Source organism: Streptomyces sp. ADI96-02, assembly GCF_003846185.1.
In the GTDB taxonomy this organism is placed as follows: domain Bacteria; phylum Actinomycetota; class Actinomycetes; order Streptomycetales; family Streptomycetaceae; genus Streptomyces.
Genome location: NZ_ML123034.1, coordinates 3,502,184 through 3,519,585, shown reverse-complemented (window position 1 = coordinate 3,519,585; position 17,402 = coordinate 3,502,184). Strand labels below are relative to the sequence as shown.

The following is a 17,402-nucleotide window of genomic DNA, read 5'->3' as shown; positions in this document are numbered from 1 at the left end:
GAGTTCGTCCGCCGGTGCCGGTGCCGCGGGTGGTGCCGCAAGTGGTGCCGGGGGCGCCGTCGCCTCGGAAGGGCTCGGCGCGCCCGCGAAGGCCGGGATAGCCGCGGTCGCGGCCGTCGCCGCCGCCGCGGGGCTGGTGTGGGCGCTCGTCGGCGACGACCAGCCGAAGCCGGAGCCCGCACCCGTGGCCAAGCCCCCGGCGGTGGCACCCGCGGTCCCCTCGCCCGAACCACCGCCACCCCCGAAGCCGGCCCCCGCGCCGCCGACCGCGCCGGAGACGTCCGCTCCGCCGCCCGACCCGACGCCCGAGCCGCGCCCCACGTCCGCAACGCCCCGGCCGGTTCCGACGCCGCCGAGCCCAAGCCCGAGCCCGCCTCCGACGCCACGCCCCACCCCGACACCGGAGCCGCCGCAGCCCGCCGCGCCCGCCCCGGAGGTCTACCGCTTCAGCGAGCTGGAGTACTCCCTGACCGGCGACCACTCCGAACCCGAGGTCGCGATCGGCCGGAGCAGTTGGATCTGGCAGCGCTCGACCCTGTCGATCGCCTCCACGCGGTACGCCCACGGCGTGAGCGTGCACGCCAGGTCGTCGGTGACCATCCGCCTGCACCGGGCGTGCTCGCGCTACGAGGCGATGGTGGGCGTGGACGACCTGACGTCGGGGCTCGGCGCGGTGCGCTTCTCCGTCTTCGGCGGCAGCGGGACACGGCTGTGGCGCTCCCCCGTCGTCAAGGGCGGCTCACCCGCCGTGCCGGTGAGCGTGGCCATCGGCGGACAGACGTCGATCCGGCTCGTCGTGGAGCCCGCGTCGCCGTTCGGCTCGGTGGCCCTCGCCGACTGGGCGGAGTCGCGCATCAGCTGCGCCTGAGCACCGGGCCGCAGAGGTCGGGCCACCGAGGTCGGGCCACCGAACGCGGGGACGCCGGGGTGCCGGGCCGCCGAGTGCCAGGCCGCTGGACGCGGAATGCCGGGACGCCGGGACCTGACGCGCCGCCAAGCCCCCCGGACGCCGAAGACCTGACCTGACTCCGGAACTCCGGAACTCCGGAACTCCGGAACTCGCGAACGCCCGTGCAGCCGCGCTGGGAGCGACTTTCGGTCACGGCTGGAGTGTGCGCCGGGCGGGGATCACTCCGCCCGCCACCGCGCGCTGGCGCGGGGCCGCCGTGCCCGTCCAGCAGGTGCCGCGGCGGGCCAGCAGCCGGCGCAGCCAGAGTTCCGTGGAGGCCAGGTCGGCCAGGCCGTCCAGCGGAAGGGGCTCGCCCTCGGAGGCGGCGCGCAGGGCCTTGCGGACGACGCGCGCCTCGATCAGGCCGGCGTCGGCGAGCAGCGGCGCGTCGAACAGCGCGATCAGCTCGGGCAGCGCGGTGCGCAGGCCCGTCCGCGTGACCGCGGTGGAGGTGGCCTGGGACGGTGTTCCCCAGCCGGGCGGCAGGTCGTGGATGCCCGCCCCGCCCAGTACGCGCCGCAGGATCGCGGCCCGTGCGCCGGGCTGGACGCGGAGTGATTCGGGCAGCGCGCGGGCCGCCCTGACCACCTGGTTGTCGAGGAACGGCGCGTGCAGGCGCTGGCTGCGGATCTCGGCGGCCTGCTCCAGGATCCGGTGGTCGGCGGCGCTGCGGGCTAGCGCGGCGCGGGCGCGGGCCTCCCCGGGGCGCTGGACCGAGGTCGGGCGGATCGCCGCCTCCTGAAGGCGAACCGATACTTCGGCGAGGGCCTCCCCGGTCAGCCAGCGCGCCGCGGGTCCGGGGCGCGACCATGCGAGGGCGGCCAGCGAGGCGTCGGCAGGGGTGGCCAGGTCGGAGGCGTACCGGTTGGCGTCGGGGAGCCGTGCGGCGGCCGTCTCCAGTCCGGTGCGGTAGGAGGTGCGGGCCAGCCGGCGGGCCGCGCGGTAGAGGGTGAGCGGGACGAACAGGGAGTGCGCGGTGGGGCCTTCGGCCTTGGTGAGCGCGGCGACGGGACGCAGCAGGTGGCGTCTGCGCCGGTCCATCAGGAGGTCGGCCAGGCGTGCGGGGTGGGCGTCGAGGACCTGCCGGGCCCCGTGCCCGACGAGGTGGTCGGCGCTGCCCGCGGCGAGCCTGCGGCGGTGGCGTTCGGCGACGACGAGGGAGGGAGCCGGTTCGTCGGTGAGCGCCCCCGAGCCCAACGACGCGAAGGGCAGGGCCTCTTCGCCGGCGGCGACCACCACGTGGTGCAGGCGCGGGTTGGCGGCGATGGCGCGGGCCCGTTCGAGTTCGGCCTCGTGGCGGCGGGTGGTGAGGTCGTTGAAGGTGACGGCGAGCAGCCGTTCGCCCGCCCCGGCCCCGTGGCCGAGCAGGGTGCCGGGGAGTCCCGGCAGTCCGGCGGCCAGCAGCGCGAGCGTGGCGGAGGCGCTGCCTCCGGAGAGGTCGGCGCCGATGCCCGGTACCGGGGCGCCGCGGGCCGCCCGCCGTTCGGCGGGGCCCATGCCGGGGACGGGCCCGGGATCGGGCGGCAGGGTCTCGGGGGCGTGGCGGGGAGCAGTGAGCCGGGCGCGTACCGCTTCGACGAGCGCGTCCCGTACGCCCTCCACCGCGTGCACCGGGTCGGCCTGCGGGGCGGCGACGGCGAGCGAGGCGACGGCCTCGTAGCCGGTGATCTCCCGCGACCCCTCCCGCAGGATGAGGGCGTGGCCCGGCGGGACGCGCTTCACGCCGACGTACGGGGTGCCGTCGCCGAGCGCCTCCGGCGTCTCCGGGCAGGCGAGCAGGGCGGCCAGGTGGCCGATGTCGAGCTGGGCCTCGATGAGGTCGGCGAGCGGCAGGGCGGCGGTGGCGTAGGCGGTGCCGTTGGCCCACGGGGTGTGGAAGACGGGCCGGGCCCCGGCCAGGTCGCCCGCGACGGTGATGCGGCGGCCGATCTGGACGACGGCGGTGTAGCTGCCCGGCCAGGCGGTGAGGTGGCGCAGCGCGCCGCCCCGCGCGGCGAGCAGGCCGACGCGCAGTTGTTCGTCGGTGGCGCCGCAGCAGCCGAGGACGGCGAGGCGGACGGTGGGGGCGCCTTCGGGCGTGGCGACGCCGATGACGCGGACCTCGTCGGGGCGCCAGTCGCCCACCGCCCACAGCGGATCCGGGTCTCCCCACAGGAGTTGGGAGCCGACGGGATGGACCGTGCGCCCCTCGCCCCGGTCGCCGACCGCGCCGACGGTGCCGAAACTCGCGGCGATACTGCTCCACCCCACCAACCAACGCATCGCCGCCTCCACAGGCTGTGGACAAACGGCGTTCCTCATGCGCGGGAACGCCGCTGCGGGACATGCTGCCACGACCGGACCACAGGAGTGGGGGTACAGGCAGCGCACGCCGGACGAGCATGCGCCCCCGGCAAGGGCGCGGCGGTGTCTTCACCGGGGCCACAGCAACGGAACAGCCGGTTCCGGGAGTTGCGCGCGAACGTACGGCCGGAGTGTCGCCGGCCCGCGTCCCCGTCCGCCTCACCGGCCGAGGGCCGGAAGAGCCGGCATCGGCCGGAAAGAGAGGTCGATATCCCGCCATAGTCATACCGTTGGCCAGACCCTCACCAAGGAGTCGCTATTCGGCCAATCTCTTGAAGTTCCGCCGCCCGCGGATCACCATCCGCGCCCCCCTGCGGCGGAGCCTTCCACGCACAGTCCGGGAGGTGGGCCTCACCTCCCGGACCGGTCCGCCGCCCGCGGGGAATGGAGCGGCGGTATCCCCCAGCCCACTGAGTCCAGTGCAGCGGGCCGACCCACGCAGTACCCAGCCAAGCGTTCCGGCACGGGTCGGGCCAGAGCGCACGGCCGGGCGCACGGCCACACGGAAGGGGCACGCCGGAGCCCGGTCCGCGCACCGCCGGCGGGCGGAGCCGGCCGCCCGCACGGACAACAATCCCGCCATACGGACGTCTGCCCCTTAACGGTAGGGATGGGGAGAACTACGCTGTGTTTACCGGTGTTCTCGGCTGGGGGCATATTCCTCGGGGCTCGGCCACATGCGTGTGCAGGCGGAGTACGAGGGTTCGAACCTGGTGAGGCACCGGTACGAATGCCGCGCGCCGTCCTCGGTGACGCGGCGGCTGTCTGTGTGTCGAGGGGTGGCGCATGTCCAGGGAGCAACGCGGGCCGAACGAGAAGCTCGGCACGGTTCTCGCCCTCGCGGGAATCAGCAACGCCGGGCTGGCCCGGCGGGTCAACGACCTCGGAGCACAGCGCGGTCTGACGCTTCGCTACGACAAGACGTCGGTGGCCCGGTGGGTCGCCAAGGGCATGGTGCCCCAGGGCGCCGCGCCGCATCTCATCGCGGCGGCGATCGGGGCCAAGCTCGGCCGGCCGGTGCCGCTGCACGAGATCGGCCTCGCCGACGCGGACCCGGCGCCGGAGGTGGGCCTCGCCTTCCCCCGGGACGTCGGCGAGGCGGTGCGGTCGGCGACCGAGCTCTACCGGCTGGATCTGGCCGGGCGGCGCGGCGGCGGAGGAATCTGGCAGTCGCTGGCGGGCTCCTTCGCGGTGAGCGCGTACGCGACGCCCGCCTCCCGCTGGCTGATAACCCCCGCCGACCCGTCGGTCGCCCGGGACCCGTCGGCGGCGCGGGCCGCGGCTCTCGGAGGGCGCGGCGGGCCTGGTGCGTCCGGCGCACCGGACGGCCGGGGCGCACACGTCCTCCACGCGGGCGGCGGCACCGCGCCGCAACAGGGAAGCGGTCCCGGATCCGGTTCCGGTCCCGGATCCGTGCCCGGTCCCGGCTCCGGTTCCGTGCCCGTGCAGCCGGGACCGGAGGCGGTCGCCGACGCCTCCCCGCTGCGGGTCGGCCACAGCGACGTGTCGAAGCTGCGCGAGGCGGCCCAGGACGCCCGCCGCTGGGACTCCAAGTACGGCGGCGGCGACTGGCGCTCCTCGATGGTCCCGGAGTGCTTACGCGTCGACGCCGCCCCCCTCCTCCTCGGCTCCTACACCGACGAGGTCGGCCGGGCGCTGTTCGGCGCCTCGGCGGAGCTGACCCGGCTGGCGGGCTGGATGGCGTTCGACACCGGCCAGCAGGAGGCCGCCCAGCGCTACTACATCCAGGCCCTGCGCCTGGCCCGCGCCGCCGCCGACGTACCGCTCGGCGGGTACGTCCTGGCCTCGATGTCCCTCCAGGCGACCTACCGCGGCTTCGCCGACGAGGGCGTCGACCTCGCCCAGGCCGCCGTCGAGCGGAACCGCGGCCTGGCCACGGCCCGGACCATGAGCTTCTTCCGGCTGGTGGAGGCCCGCGCCCACGCGAAGGCCGGCGACGCCCCGGCCGCGGGGGCCGCGCTCAAGGCCGCCGAGAGCTGGCTGGAGCGGTCCCGCGCGGGCGACGCCGATCCCTCCTGGCTCGGCTTCTACTCCTACGACCGGTTCGCCGCCGACGCCGCCGAGTGCTACCGCGACCTGAAGGCTCCCCGGCAGGTGCGGCGCTTCACCGAGCAGGCGCTGTCCCGGCCGACCGAGGAGTTCGTCCGCAGCCACGGACTGCGGCTCGTCGTGTCCGCCGTCGCCGAACTGGAGTCGGGCAACCTGGACGCCGCCTGCGCGGCGGGCACCCGGGCCGTGGAGGTGGCGGGCCGGATCTCCTCGGCCCGCACCACCGAGTACGTACGCGACCTGCTGCACCGGCTCGAACCGTACGGGGACGAACCGCGCGTCGCCGAACTGCGGGAACGGGCCCGTCCGCTGCTCGTGACCCCCGTCTGAGATCCGGCCCGGACCGGTTCGGCGGACGGGATCCGGGCCGGATGTGCGCCACGGTCCAAGGCGGGTGTGCGCCACGGTCCGGGCCGGATGTGCGCACGGTCCGGGCCGGATGTGCGCACGGTCCGGGCCGGATGTGCGCACGGTCCGGGCCGGATGTGCGCCACGCCCCGCCCGACTCGGGTTTGAGCCGGCTGTCAGTGGGTGAGTGCACTATCGGGGTGGGAGGTGGCGTGATGATGACGCACGCGGCGTACGACTGCGATGTGCTGGTGATCGGCGGCGGGATCGTCGGTCTGTCGACCGCGTACGCGATCACGCGGGCGGCTCCGGGCACCCGCGTCACGGTGCTGGAGAAGGAGGGCGGACCGGCCCGCCACCAGACCGGCCGCAACAGCGGCGTGATCCACAGCGGGATCTACTACCGCCCCGGTTCGCTCAAGGCGCGCTACGCGCTGCGGGGCTCCGCCGAGCTGGTCGACTTCTGCGCCGAGCACGGCATCGCCCACGCCGTGACGGGCAAGCTGATCGTCGCCACCGAGCGCTCCGAGCTGCCCCGGCTGCACGCCCTGGTGCAGCGCGGTCGCGAGCACGGGCTGCCCGTGCGGGAGCTGGGCCCGGCCCAGATCACCGCGTACGAACCGCAGGTCCGGGGGCTGGCCGCGATCCGGGTCGGCACCACGGGCGTCTGCGACTTCCGGGCCGTCGCCGCCCGCCTGGCCGACGTGGTGGAGGCCGCGGGCGGCACCGTGCGCTACGGGTCGGAGGTCACCGCGATAGACCGCCGCCCCTGGGGCGTCGCCGTGCGGACGGCGGGCGGCCCGGTCGTCCGCGCCCGGGTGCTGGTCAACTGCGCCGGGCTGCACAGCGACCGCGTGGCCCGGCTCGCGGGCGACGAGCCGGGCGTACGGATCGTGCCGTTCCGCGGCGAGTACTACGAGCTGGCGCGGCCCGAGCTGGTGCGCGGGCTGGTCTACCCGGTCCCCGACCCCGCGTTCCCCTTCCTCGGCGTCCACCTGACCCGGGGCGTCGACGGCTCCGTCCACGTCGGACCCAACGCCGTCCCCGCCCTGGCCCGCGAGGGGTACGGCTGGCCCGTGGTGCGCCCCGCCGAACTGCTGTCCACGCTGAGCTGGCCCGGCTCCTGGCGGATCGCCCGCAGACACTGGCGGTACGGGGCCGGCGAGGTGCACCGGTCGCTGTCCAGGAGGGCCTTCACCCTTGCCGTGCGGCGGCTGCTGCCCGCGGTGCGCGAGGAGGACCTGCGCCCGTCGCCCGCCGGGGTCCGGGCCCAGGCGGTGCTGCGGGACGGCACACTGGTGGACGACTTCCTCATCCGCGAGGGGCCGCACACCGTGCACGTGCTCAACGCCCCGTCGCCCGCCGCGACGGCGTCGCTGCCCATCGGGCGGGAAGTGGCGCGGCGGGCGCTGCGCCGGGCGCGGGAGACGGGATGGAGGCCGCCCGCCGTAGAATCGGGTCATTGTGTCTGAGCAGCCCCTGAACCCCGCCTCCGCCACGGCCCGCGCAGCAGCCGCGGACGACGCCGGGCCCCGCACCCCGACCGTCGGCGCAGCCGGCCCCGGCACCCGCGCCGACGACGGATCCGGCCCCGCCGTCCCGGCCGGCGACGACGCGGCGGCGCTGCGGGCCGCCTCCTTCGAGCGGCAGCGCCGGCTGCGCCAGGAGCCCCGCTTCCCCGGCGGCCCGGCAGCCGACCCGGCCGGCTCGCACCACGAGCGCCGGATCCGCAGCTTCCAGCCGCGCCGCAGCCGGGTCACGACCGGCCAGGAGGAAGCACTCCAGCGGCTGTGGCCGACCTGGGGCCTGGACATCGACGGGCAGCGCGTCCTGGACCTGGCCGAGCTGTTCGGCGGTCTGCCGGTCGTCCTGGAGATCGGCTTCGGCATGGGTGAGGCCACCGCGCTGATGGCGGCCGACGACCCGGGCACCGGCATCCTCGCCGTCGACGTGCACACCCCGGGCCAGGGCAACCTCCTGGGCCTCGCCGACCGGGCCGGCCTGTCCAACGTGCGGGTCGCCAACGGCGACGCGGTCATCCTGCTGCGCGAGATGCTGGCTCCCGACGCGCTCGACGGCCTCCGCGTCTACTTCCCCGACCCGTGGCCGAAGGCCCGCCACCACAAGCGGCGGCTGATCCAGCCGGAGTTCCTGGATCTGGCGGCCCAGCGGCTGAAGCCCGGCGCGATCGTCCACTGCGCGACGGACTGGGAACCGTACGCGGAGCAGATGCTGGAGGTGTTGACCGCGCACCCCCGCTTCGAGAACACCGCGGCGGACGGCGGTTACGCCCCGCGTCCCGCGTTCCGGCCGCTGACCCGCTTCGAGGGCCAGGGCCTGGACAAGGGCCACGTCGTCCACGACCTGCTGTTCGCCCGCGTCTGACCGAACGGCCCGGTCCGGCCGGGCGCGCACGCCTGCGCCGGGCCGAACCGCTGCGGGCGGTTCGCTGCGGTCGTTCGCTTCGGGCGGTTCGCTTCGGGCGTTTGCTGCGGCCGTTCGCTTCGGCTGTTCCCTGCGGCCGTTCCCTCCGGCCGGATCGCCACCCCGTGGCCGCCGGTTGTCAGTGCCCGTCGTTAGGGTCGTGGGGTGTCCGACGGTTCCGTGCAGCATCAGCAGCGGCAGCCGGCCGTCCCGGTCCTCCACGAGCGACGCCTCGACGAGGTGCTGGGGCCCGCGCCGGAGCGCGGCCGGTGGCGTTACCGGCCGCGGCGCGTCGGCATGGTGTGGCGCAGCAAGGTGTTCCGCGCCGGGGCCGTGATCGTGGCGCTCGCGCTGTGCGGGCTGGTGATCCTGGCGCTGGTCCGGGAGCAGACCGGCCCGCAGGGCTTCCTGGTGGGGCTGGGCCTCGCGGTGCTGCCGGTGCCCCTGCTGATGGCCGCCTTCCGCTGGCTGGACCGGGTCGAGCCGGGCCCCTGGCGGAACCTGCTGTTCTCCTTCGCCTGGGGCGCGTGCGCCGCCGCGCTCGTCGCCATCATCGCCAACTCCTTCGCCACGCGCTGGATAGCCACCGCCACGGCCGACCCGGGGAGCGCCGACACCCTGGGCGCGACGGTGATCGCCCCGGTCGTGGAGGAGAGCGCCAAGGCCGCGGCCGTCCTGCTCATCTTCCTCTTCCGTAGACGCGAGTTCAGCGGAGTGGTCGACGGCGTCGTCGTCGCCGGCTTCACCGCGACGGGCTTCGCGTTCACCGAGAACATCCTCTACCTGGGCAACGCCTTCGGCGAGGACCAGCAGACGGGCAGTACGGGCTTCGCGTCGGTGACGGCCGGGACGTTCTTCGTACGGATCGTGATGTCGCCGTTCGCCCATCCGCTGTTCACGGTCCTCACCGGGCTCGGATTCGGCTTCGCGGCGGCCGGTGCGCGGCGCCACCGCGTGCGCCGCTACGGACTGCCCGTGCTCGGCCTGCTCCTGGCGATGGGTCTGCACGCCCTGTGGAACGGCTCGTCGGCGTTCGGCCCGTACGGCTTCTACACGGTGTACGGGATCGTCATGGTCCCGGCGTTCGCGCTGGTGACCTGGCTGGCGATCTGGTCGCGCCAGCGGGAGCTGCGCACGCTCGCCGCCGAGCTGCCCGCCTACGCGGCGGCGGGCTGGCTGAGCCCGCTGGAGCCCCTGGCGCTCTCCTCGATGCGGGCGCGGGGCCTGGCCCGTGACATGGCGCGGCACTGGCACGGCCGGCCGGACCGGGCCCGGGGCCGGGCGGCGGCCCGCGCGGTCGCGGAGTACGAGTCGTTCGCGACCTCGCTGGCGGGGCTGCGCCACCGGGCCCGGCGCGGCGCGGTGGGGCCGGACTTCGCCGCCCGGGAGCGGGAGTTGCTGTTCCACCTGTGGCAGCGCCGCGACGTCGCGGGACCGGCCCTCACCCACGCCGCGCGCGTCACGGGCCACCCGCACCGGCACCGCCGCCCGCCGGCCGGACCGTACGGACCCGTGCCGGGACACGCGTACGGGCACGGCTACGGCCAGGGCCACGGGCACGGCTACGGCTACGGCGGGCCGATACCGCAGCAGCACCTCCACCCTCCGTACGCCCACGGCAGGCCGCCGACGCACCGGGGACCCTGACCTGACGTCAGGCGGACGCCTCGGTGAGCGTCGCGAGCTCCTGGTCGCTCAGCTTGAGGTCGGCGACGGCGACGAGTGCCGGAAGCTGTTCGACCGTACGGGCGGAGGCGATCGGGGCGGCGACGGTCAGCCGGGCCGCGAGCCAGGCCAGGGCGACCGTGGCGATCTCGGCCCCTCGCTCCCGGGCGACGGCGTCGAGGGCGGCCAGCACCTTGCGACCGCGCTCGGACTCCAGGTTCCGCAGCGCACCCTCGGAGCGGGCGCTGTCCACGGTGACGCCCGGACGGTACTTGCCGGTGAGGAAGCCGGAGGCCAGTGCGAAGTAGGGCACGGCGGCGAGACCGGCCTCGGCCGCGGTGTCCTGGAGAGAGCCTTCGTAGGTGTCGCGGGAGACCAGGTTGTAGTGCGGCTGGAGGGCGACGTAGCGGGCGAGGCCCTCGCGCTCGGAGAAGTCGAGGGAGGCCCGCAGCCGCTCGGGGCTGATGTTGGAAGCGGCGATGTGGCGGACCTTGCCCTCCTTCACCAGCTGGTCGAGGGCGGTGATGATCTCTTCCACCGGCACGCTCTCGTCGTCGAAGTGCGTGTAGTAGAGATCGATGCGGTCGGTGCCGAGCCTGCGCAGCGACTGCGCCGCCGCTCCCTTGATGGTCGCGGCGGAGAGGCCCTTGTACGCGGGGTGGGCGCCGACCTTGGTGGCGACGACGACGTCGGACCGGTTGCCCCGCGAGGCGAGCCACTTGCCGAGGACGGTCTCCGATTCGCCGCCCTGGTTGCCCTCCACCCAGGAGGAGTACGAGTCGGCGGTGTCGACGAAGTTGCCGCCGGCCGCCGCGTAGGCGTCGAGGACGGCGAAGGACTGTGCCTCGTCCGCCGTCCAGCCGAAGACGTTGCCGCCGAGGGCGAGAGGGAAGACCTGGAGGTCTGAGCTGCCGAGAGTGCGCAGTGAAGTCATGACACGATTCAACGGGCCGGCGACCGGACGCTATTCCTCCGCCACGCCGATCGTGCGCGAACGGGCCCGGTCGGGCTCCAGCGCCCCGGTCGGGCTCCCGCCCCGGACCGGATCCCGCCCCGGACAGACGACGGGCGACGGGCAGCGGGCGGCAGGCGACGGGCAGCACACGGCAGACGGCGGGAGGCAGGCGGCAGGCGGCGGGCGGCGGGCGGCGGGCAGAAAAAGAACCGGCAGCCCTGACGTCGGGGGGAGAGCGTCAGGACTGCCGGGGTCTCGGGGGACGGTGGGGCCGGGGCCCCGGGGGATCAGGCCGAGAGGCCCTTGCTGTTCAGCCAGGCCATCGGGTCCATCGCCGAGCCGCCCGCCGTACGGACCTCCAGGTGGAGGTGGACGCCGGTCACGTTGCCGGTGGCGCCCATGCGTCCGATGGTCTGTCCGGTGGTGACCTTCTGGCCGACCGAGACGTCGATCGAGGACTGGTGGGCGTACCAGATCTCCGTGCCGTCATCGAGCTGGAGCACCGTGCGGTAGCCGTACGAACCGGAATAGCCGGCCGACGTGATCGTGCCGCTGTGCACGGCCTTGATCGGCGTACCGGCCGACCCGGCGAAGTCGAGGCCGGTGTGCTGGCCGGAGGACCACAGAGCGCCGGACTGGCCGTAGGTCGAGGTCACCGTGTACGCGGAGGTGGGCAGGGAGAAGCTGGCGGCGAGCTTGGCGAGGCGCTTGGCCTCCGCCTTCCTCTTCGCCTCTTCCTCGGCCGCCTTCTTCTCGGCCTCGGCCTCGGCCTTCGCCTCGTCCTGCTGCTGGCGCGCCTCGTCGGCGGCCTTCTCGGCGGCCTCCGTCTCGGCGGCGGCCTTGGCCTCGGCGTCGGCGCTGGCCTGCTGCTGCTCGGCCTGCTGGAGGATCCGGGCCCGCAGCGCCTCACCGGCGTCCGTGGCGCCCTGTTCGACCTCGGCGTTGGTGAGACCGGCCGAGGTGAGCGGCGCGGTCGCGGCGACCGGGACGGCATCCGCGTCCTGGGCCATGAGGGATCCGACGCCGGGCAGGGACTCGGCGTCGGGGAGGTTGTCCACGATGGAATCGGGAAGGGATATAGAGACCGGCGGCTTGCTCTGCGCGGTGGCCATACCGCCCGCGCCGACGGCCGCGATGACGCCGACGCCGAGGACGGTGGAGCTACGGGCGAGACCACGCTGCTTGGCTACGCGGTGCCTGCCGCGCACGGGACGGATGGACTCCTCGGTGGGATTCCACTCCTCCCACGTCCGCTCCGCGCCACCGAAGGTGTCGGCACTGAAGGGTGACGGGGCCTCAGGGGCAGGCTTGTTGGACGCCACGTGGGCGCACTCCTTTCCTTCCTTCTCGCCTACCGGGTTAGCTGACGGGTTCGGAGCAGGAAGGTCTCCTACGGATGCCTCCGCCTCTCACGAGACGCAGGTATCCGATTCACCCCATGTAGGTGGTTCCCCGGTTCCCTTGCGGAATTCGGCGCTCGCGCACGGTGCCGTCTCTTGCGACGACTGGGACGACCGCGCTGCGTTATCGAACGTTAATAGACACACGGGCCCGATTCCAAGCTGTTCCTACTGATCATTAACGACTTTAGGGCGGGCTTATGCTGACCAACCGGGCGGAATCGGGCTACCTGTTTCCGGTGTGCCGTCAGATGTTTTTCTGATGGTGTGTCACATGTTATGCGGAGCGGTGTCCTTCGATCACGCACCGTGTCAACGCCTCGGCGAACGAAGCTCCGTGCTCCGTCGTGCGACGCGCCCTCGGGCACCGCCCCGCCGGCGTCACGCCCCCGCAGCCGGCACGCGGGCAGCCACCGTCACGCGCGCAGCCCCTGCCGCAGCGCGCTCCCGGCCGCCTCGCGGCATCGCCGGCCCTCAGCGTCCGGCGTCGTCTCCCCTGCCGACGATCCTCACCGTCGTACGCCGCACGGGCTGCCCCTCCGCGGGCCGGCCGACCGCGAGCAGGGCCATGTCGTCCGTGGACCGGCCCCCGGTGTGCAGCCGTACGTCGTCGGTGAGTGCCGAGAGCAGTTCCTCGGGCCCGGGGAAGATCCGACCGCGGAGCCGGGCCGCCGGATCGTAGAAGGCCCCGTTCGCGTCCCGGGCCTCGGAGAGGCCGTCGGTGAAGGCGAGGAGGGTCGCCCCGGGAGGCATCGCCCACTCGTCGGCCCGGTCCGGCCACACGCCGAGGTCCATTCCGAGCGGCAGCGCGGGCGAGGACGGCGCCAGCACCTCCAGCGCCCCGTCGGCGTGCAGCAGAATCGGCTCGGGATGACCGCGGTTGACGAGCCGCAAGGACCTGGCGCCGGGCAGGATCTCGGCGAGCACGGCGGTGATGAAGCCCTCCATCTCGTCCAGTCCGTAGCGCCGCGTGCCCTCCCGGGCCAACGCCCGCTCCAGCCGCTGGGCCACGCCCTCCAGCGAACTCTCCTGCTCGGCCGCCTCACGGAACGCCCCGATGATCACCGCCACCGCCTCGACGGCGTCCAGCCCCTTGCCCCGTACGTCTCCGACCACCAGACGTACCCCGTACGGAGTGTCCGCCACGGCGAACAGGTCGCCGCCCACGAACTCGTCCGCCTGCGCGGCCTCGTACCGCGCGGCCACCTGGAGCCCGCCGATCCGCTCGGCGGGCGTGGGCAGCACGGCGCGCATCGCGGTCTCCGCGATGACCCGCGCGGAGGCGAGCTGCTCGTTGCTGCGGCGCACGACCCCGTTGATGAAGAGGGCCAGCACCGAGGCGGTGAGCACCGTGATCATCTCGATGACCGGCACCACCTGGGTGGACGTCCCGTCGGAGAGCCGCATCGCGATGACGGAGGCGACCGCGGCCACGCCCGTACGGACGGTGCTGGCCAGCGAGAAGAACGGGGCGGCGACGAGCGGGGCCGCCACGAAGAGCGGCACCGCCGTGAAGTTGGGCGGGGCCAGCGAGTCGAAGGCCAGCCCTCCCACGATCAGGAAGGCGGGCAGCAGCCGGACGATCTGCCGTGTGCCGGGCTCGCCGGAGGCCCGCGGCCCGAGCGCCGTACGGCTCAGGGCGCCGAGGCTCCCGGCCACGCCCCCGTGCCGCTTCTCCGCCATCCCCACCTGTGCACTCCTGCCCGGTCCGCTCACGGCTGCGGACGGTACCGCGCCCCGCCCAGGCTTCCCGGAGCCGCGCCGCAGGGCGACTCCTCATCGGCCGAATAGGGGGAGACGAGAGAGCCACCGGCGCGTCCGCGGTCGGTCGGAGAGCCGGCGTTCCGCGTAGACCGTCAGTGCATCCCGTACGAAGGCGGCGGTGCCGTCTCCGTAGCGATCGTAGTTCTTTCCGAAGCGAGGTTCGGCGACATGCAGTTCTCCGATGCCGATCGCGTACGACAGCGTCGGCGTCACCGTCGCCGACAGCCACGCGCGGTGCCGCCGCGCCCGCGGAAGCACCAGGAAACGATCCGGGCCCGGCACGCTGTGCGTGCCGGGCCCGGATCTTCAGTAGCGGGGACAGGATTTGAACCTGCGACCTCTGGGTTATGAGCCCAGCGAGCTACCGAGCTGCTCCACCCCGCGTCGGTAAACACGAGTCTACGGCATCCCCACAGGCCGTTCGACCACGTATCTCCGCGGGGACTGCCCGCCGGGCCGGCGATCCCCTTCGCTCCGCCGTCGAGTGGGAGATCGCCGATCGGGCTCGGTGCCGCCTTGGCGCCTTGGCGCCTTGGCGCCTTTCAGTAGGCTGCGGCAGGGCCGCACACCCATGGAGCCGCCGGGAGCAGGCTCATCACCAACCCTCCTGGCAGAGGCTGCCGGGTTGACCGCCGATTGGAGCGGCGGTCAGCCCGGCAAACCTCAGTGGTTCAGGAGCGTGCGGCGGTCTGGGAGGACGAGGCCCCGTTCGGGCCTGCCATCCGGTCGCTCTCGATGAAGAAGGCTTCGCCGTCGCGGTCGAAGCCCGAGGCGACCAGCTTCGACGAAGCGCCCCGCGGGCCGGCCTTCTTCTGGCTCTTCGCGAAGACGGGTCCCGCGTCGCCGTCGCGGTCGTTGCGGTAGTCACGGCCGCCGTCGCTCCGCATCCCGGAGCGGTCGCCACCGAGGAACCCGCTGAGCAGGCTGCCGGACTCCGCACCGTCGCGGTCGGCGGACTGGTACTGACCGGCGAACACCGGCCCGGAGTCGGCGGCGGCAAGGCCGGCGACCCCCAGGACGAGAGGGACAGCCGTCGCGGTGACGGCGAGAACCTTGACGATCTTGCGCATGGATCGCTTCTTTCGATTCGCACGAGCGGGTGGTTCACCGCCCGGCGCTGCGTCACACAGCTCATGGACGTCGGGTGGCCGGGCCCGCTCGTTCAACCCGACCTCCACCCCTGATCCGTGGCTGCCCCGTCTCCGGATCGGTCCCGTCGACCTCCCACCGAATGATCTACCCGAATGACGCAATTCGACCGACTTCTGATCGCACGCATCAGCTACCAAACGCCCTCTGCCGCCCGTACGTTCGCCTGCGGGCCTGAGGGCCTGCGGCCTGCGGGGCTGGCCTCGCCCGGCCCTCGCCCGGCAGACCTCGCCGCCGACGCCGGAGCCCCTGGTCAGGGCGCGGATCCACCACCTTGCGCAACGACCGGGTCTGCGAAGCCCGTTCACCGCTCGGCAGGCGTCGGCGGGGCCGATACCGAGGCGGGGCGCGGACCGGGCCCGGCTGGACCGCCTATTTCCCTGCGGTCCCCCGGTCAGCGTCAGGGGCCTTCTGCCGGAACGGAGCGACGTACTGATCGATCCTGCTGAGTCTGAGCAGGGTGGCACCTGGGCGCTTACCGAACATGAACGGATCGATCGCGAGGTGGGCCCGGCAGGTGGCCGCTGGGGAGCTGAGTGAGCCGCTTCCTCGGCGGCGGGCGCATTCGCAGGGTGTCGCACAGCGTGCGGCCGAAGTCGCGAGGCTCGTCGGGGATGATGCGGACCTGCTGGTCTCTTCCGCTGTGCTGCACGACGTGGGCTACGCCCCGCGGCTGGCCGTGACCGGCATTCATCCGTTGGATCGCGCCAGGTTTCCGCGTGACGTCCATGCTGCGGATGATCGGCTTGTGCGGTTGGTGGCGAACCACTCGCTGGCCTTGCTGGAGGCTGAGGAGCGTGGTGTGCGGGGCACGCTGGAAGCCGAGTTCCCGTTGCTCGACGACCCGCGCCTCGTGGACGCGCTTGTGTACTGCGACATGACGACCACGCCGAACAGCTCGTTCACCTCGGCCGACGCCGGACATCCTTGCGGCCGTGGGGCGGGTGGAAGCGGCGCTGCTGGTTCAGCCCAGGTAGGGGTAGGTGCCGGCGAGGTAGTCGCCGATCTGTTGGCGCATGCTGGGATGGAGCGGTATGGCCCCGCTGTCGTCGACGACGAGCAGGTTGTTGGCGGGGATGAGGGTGTTCGCCTTGGGGGCCTCGGGGTCGTTGTAGCGCGCGATGGCCCAGACAGCTTCGAAGCTCTGAGCGTAGTTGTCGAACCAGCCGGCGGTGTCAGCTCTGCGGAGATACCAGAGGGGGTTCGCACTGCCGTCCGGCCCCAGACGTGCGGGTTGAGAGGTCGCCTTCGACTTCGATACCTGGCCGGACCTCCCCACCTTCTCTAGATCGAGGGACCCGACGAGGCATCGGTCCGCCGGGCAGCCGCCCTGCTCGACCTCGACTACTCGAAAGCACGTTTCGGCGGCGTCGATGAGATCTACAAGAGCGAGCTGGGCAGGGACATCCTGGCCGAACCCGCTCTCCTCTTCACCGACGCCGACAAGCAGGCTTCGGTCAGGGCAGCTGTCCCGAGCGAGTGATCTTGAGGACCGAACCGTGCTCCTAGAAGTGGCCCTGACGCCTCCGGCACATACCTGGCAGGGCCGAGCTGGCGCCCGAGGTCTTGCCGCTCCGGCAGACACTGACCGCCGGACGCCCTTACCGAGACGCCGGCTCAGGCAGGAGACGACAAAGCGCCTCGATCAGACGGATCTGATCGAGGCGCTCCGTACGAGGCCAGAAGATGTTTCCTCGCCCTGCGATCGGTAGGCCGTGTGGGACTCGAACCCACAACCAACGGATTAAAAGTCCGCTGCTCTGACCAATTGAGCTAACGGCCCCTGACGGATCACTCCACGAGCATAGCCCGCCCGGTCCCGGTAGCCGATCCGGTATCCGTGTCCGGCCCGTCGCGGTCGTGCGGGGCGGCCCTTCCGGTCGTACGGGGAGGCAGCCGTCTCCGGCCGTGCGGGGCGGTGCTTCCCGGTCGTGCGGAGGGGCGGCGGGCGTTTCGGAGGGCGGGTGCGGAAGCAGCAGGGCCCGTGCGGCACCGAGTCGGTTCGGTGTCGTACGGGCCCTGCCGGTCTGTCAGGCGGACGCGCTCGGCCGGTGGGCGGCCGGGCGGATGTCAGCCGTTGCGCTTCCAGCGCGGCTTGTCGTCGCGGCGGCCGAAGGAACCGGTGTTGGTGCCGGTGTTGGCGCCGCGGTGGTCGTCACGACGGCCGGTCGGGCGGTCGCCGCCGCCCGAGCGGAAGCCGCCCGAGGGGCGGTCGTCACGACGGTCGCGGTTGAACGGGCGGTCGCTGCCGCCGGAGCGGAAGCCACCGGAGGGGCGGTCGTCGCGACGGTCGCGGTTGAACGACGGGCGGTCGTTGTCCCGACGCTCGAAGGGA

General features: G+C 73.6%; 10 protein-coding genes, 2 tRNA genes, 5 pseudogenes and 1 riboswitch. Of the genes and pseudogenes, 7 read left to right on the top strand and 10 right to left on the bottom strand.

The genetic code is table 11. The annotated features are described in order from the left end of the window. The coding region (locus tag EES43_RS31380; RefSeq protein WP_241192439.1) for an NPCBM/NEW2 domain-containing protein at positions 1-868 on the top strand (868 nt) is incomplete at its 5' end. 231 nt (positions 869-1,099) lie between these two features. Here EES43_RS31380 and EES43_RS15400 read toward each other — a convergent pair. After that, positions 1,100-3,211 (bottom strand): asparagine synthase-related protein, encoded by a 2,112-nt coding sequence (locus EES43_RS15400; RefSeq protein ID WP_124269254.1) that lies wholly within the window; start codon positions 3,209-3,211, stop codon positions 1,100-1,102. Positions 3,212-4,078: 867 nt separating this feature from the next. Between EES43_RS15400 and EES43_RS15395 the strand changes: the two genes are divergently transcribed. The 4 genes from EES43_RS15395 to EES43_RS15380 all read left to right on the top strand — a co-directional run bounded on the left by EES43_RS15395 (position 4,079) and on the right by EES43_RS15380 (position 9,781). Beyond that, on the top strand, positions 4,079-5,692 hold the full coding sequence (locus tag EES43_RS15395; protein ID WP_124269253.1) for a sporulation protein: 1,614 nt from the start codon (positions 4,079-4,081) through the stop codon (positions 5,690-5,692). A gap of 233 nt (positions 5,693-5,925) precedes the next feature. Next, positions 5,926-7,182 (top strand): L-2-hydroxyglutarate oxidase, encoded by a 1,257-nt coding sequence (lhgO, locus tag EES43_RS15390; RefSeq protein WP_124269252.1) that lies wholly within the window; start codon positions 5,926-5,928, stop codon positions 7,180-7,182. Further along, positions 7,175-8,095 (top strand): tRNA (guanosine(46)-N7)-methyltransferase TrmB, encoded by a 921-nt coding sequence (trmB, locus tag EES43_RS15385; RefSeq protein WP_124269251.1) that lies wholly within the window; start codon positions 7,175-7,177, stop codon positions 8,093-8,095. Before lhgO ends, trmB begins: the two co-directional genes overlap by 8 nt. A 204-nt stretch (positions 8,096-8,299) precedes the next feature. Beyond that, the gene (locus EES43_RS15380) at positions 8,300-9,781 is read left to right on the top strand and encodes a PrsW family intramembrane metalloprotease (RefSeq protein WP_124269250.1); all 1,482 of its coding nucleotides are present in this window, start codon (positions 8,300-8,302) and stop codon (positions 9,779-9,781) included. 7 nt (positions 9,782-9,788) lie between these two features. Here EES43_RS15380 and EES43_RS15375 read toward each other — a convergent pair whose 3' ends face one another. The 6 genes and pseudogenes from EES43_RS15375 to EES43_RS15350 all read right to left on the bottom strand — a co-directional run bounded on the left by EES43_RS15375 (position 9,789) and on the right by EES43_RS15350 (position 14,988). After that, positions 9,789-10,733: an aldo/keto reductase gene (locus tag EES43_RS15375; RefSeq protein ID WP_124269249.1), complete on the bottom strand. Its 945-nt coding sequence runs from the start codon at positions 10,731-10,733 to the stop codon at positions 9,789-9,791. Between the two features lie 308 nt (positions 10,734-11,041). Continuing rightward, positions 11,042-12,076: a M23 family metallopeptidase gene (locus tag EES43_RS15370; RefSeq protein WP_124269248.1), complete on the bottom strand. Its 1,035-nt coding sequence runs from the start codon at positions 12,074-12,076 to the stop codon at positions 11,042-11,044. An 11-nt stretch (positions 12,077-12,087) separates the two neighbouring features. Further along, a riboswitch (cyclic di-AMP (ydaO/yuaA leader) is annotated at positions 12,088-12,240 on the bottom strand. Between the two features lie 388 nt (positions 12,241-12,628). After that, a complete protein-coding gene (locus tag EES43_RS15365) occupies positions 12,629-13,837 on the bottom strand; it encodes a PP2C family protein-serine/threonine phosphatase (protein WP_124271991.1) in 1,209 nt (402 codons plus the stop codon). 93 nt (positions 13,838-13,930) lie between these two features. Beyond that, positions 13,931-14,164 (bottom strand): annotated as a pseudogene (locus tag EES43_RS15360) (TipAS antibiotic-recognition domain-containing protein); the annotation flags it as partial. A gap of 64 nt (positions 14,165-14,228) precedes the next feature. Then, positions 14,229-14,302 (bottom strand) — tRNA-Met (locus EES43_RS15355). A 287-nt stretch (positions 14,303-14,589) separates the two neighbouring features. Then, positions 14,590-14,988, bottom strand: coding sequence for a hypothetical protein (locus EES43_RS15350; protein WP_124269246.1), 399 nt, complete (start codon positions 14,986-14,988; stop codon positions 14,590-14,592). Positions 14,989-15,551: 563 nt separating this feature from the next. Between EES43_RS15350 and EES43_RS15345 the strand changes: the two are divergent. Continuing rightward, a pseudogene (locus EES43_RS15345) lies at positions 15,552-16,044 on the top strand (HD domain-containing protein). Positions 16,045-16,181: 137 nt separating this feature from the next. Here EES43_RS15345 and EES43_RS15340 read toward each other — a convergent pair. Further along, positions 16,182-16,306: pseudogene (locus tag EES43_RS15340) on the bottom strand (XRE family transcriptional regulator); the annotation flags it as partial. On the opposite strand from EES43_RS15340, the pseudogene EES43_RS31375 reads away from it, so the two are divergent. Beyond that, positions 16,306-16,550, top strand: a pseudogene (locus tag EES43_RS31375) (adenylyl cyclase); the annotation flags it as partial. The pseudogenes EES43_RS15340 and EES43_RS31375 overlap by 1 nt on opposite strands. Positions 16,551-16,776: 226 nt before the next feature. Here EES43_RS31375 and EES43_RS15330 read toward each other — a convergent pair. Both EES43_RS15330 and EES43_RS15325 read right to left on the bottom strand, forming a co-directional pair. Further along, positions 16,777-16,850 (bottom strand) — tRNA-Lys (locus tag EES43_RS15330). Between the two features lie 287 nt (positions 16,851-17,137). Further along, positions 17,138-17,402: pseudogene (locus EES43_RS15325) on the bottom strand (RNA helicase); the annotation flags it as partial.

Coding starts and splice junctions, on each gene's coding strand:
- EES43_RS15400 (WP_124269254.1), bottom strand. CDS start 3,211: ATGCGTTGGTTGGTGGGGTGGAGCAGTATCGCCGCGAGTTTCGGCACC.
- EES43_RS15395 (WP_124269253.1), top strand. CDS start 4,079: ATGTCCAGGGAGCAACGCGGGCCGAACGAGAAGCTCGGCACGGTTCTC.
- lhgO (WP_124269252.1), top strand. CDS start 5,926: ATGATGACGCACGCGGCGTACGACTGCGATGTGCTGGTGATCGGCGGC.
- EES43_RS15375 (WP_124269249.1), bottom strand. CDS start 10,733: ATGACTTCACTGCGCACTCTCGGCAGCTCAGACCTCCAGGTCTTCCCT.
- EES43_RS15365 (WP_124271991.1), bottom strand. CDS start 13,837: ATGGCGGAGAAGCGGCACGGGGGCGTGGCCGGGAGCCTCGGCGCCCTG.
- EES43_RS15350 (WP_124269246.1), bottom strand. CDS start 14,988: ATGCGCAAGATCGTCAAGGTTCTCGCCGTCACCGCGACGGCTGTCCCT.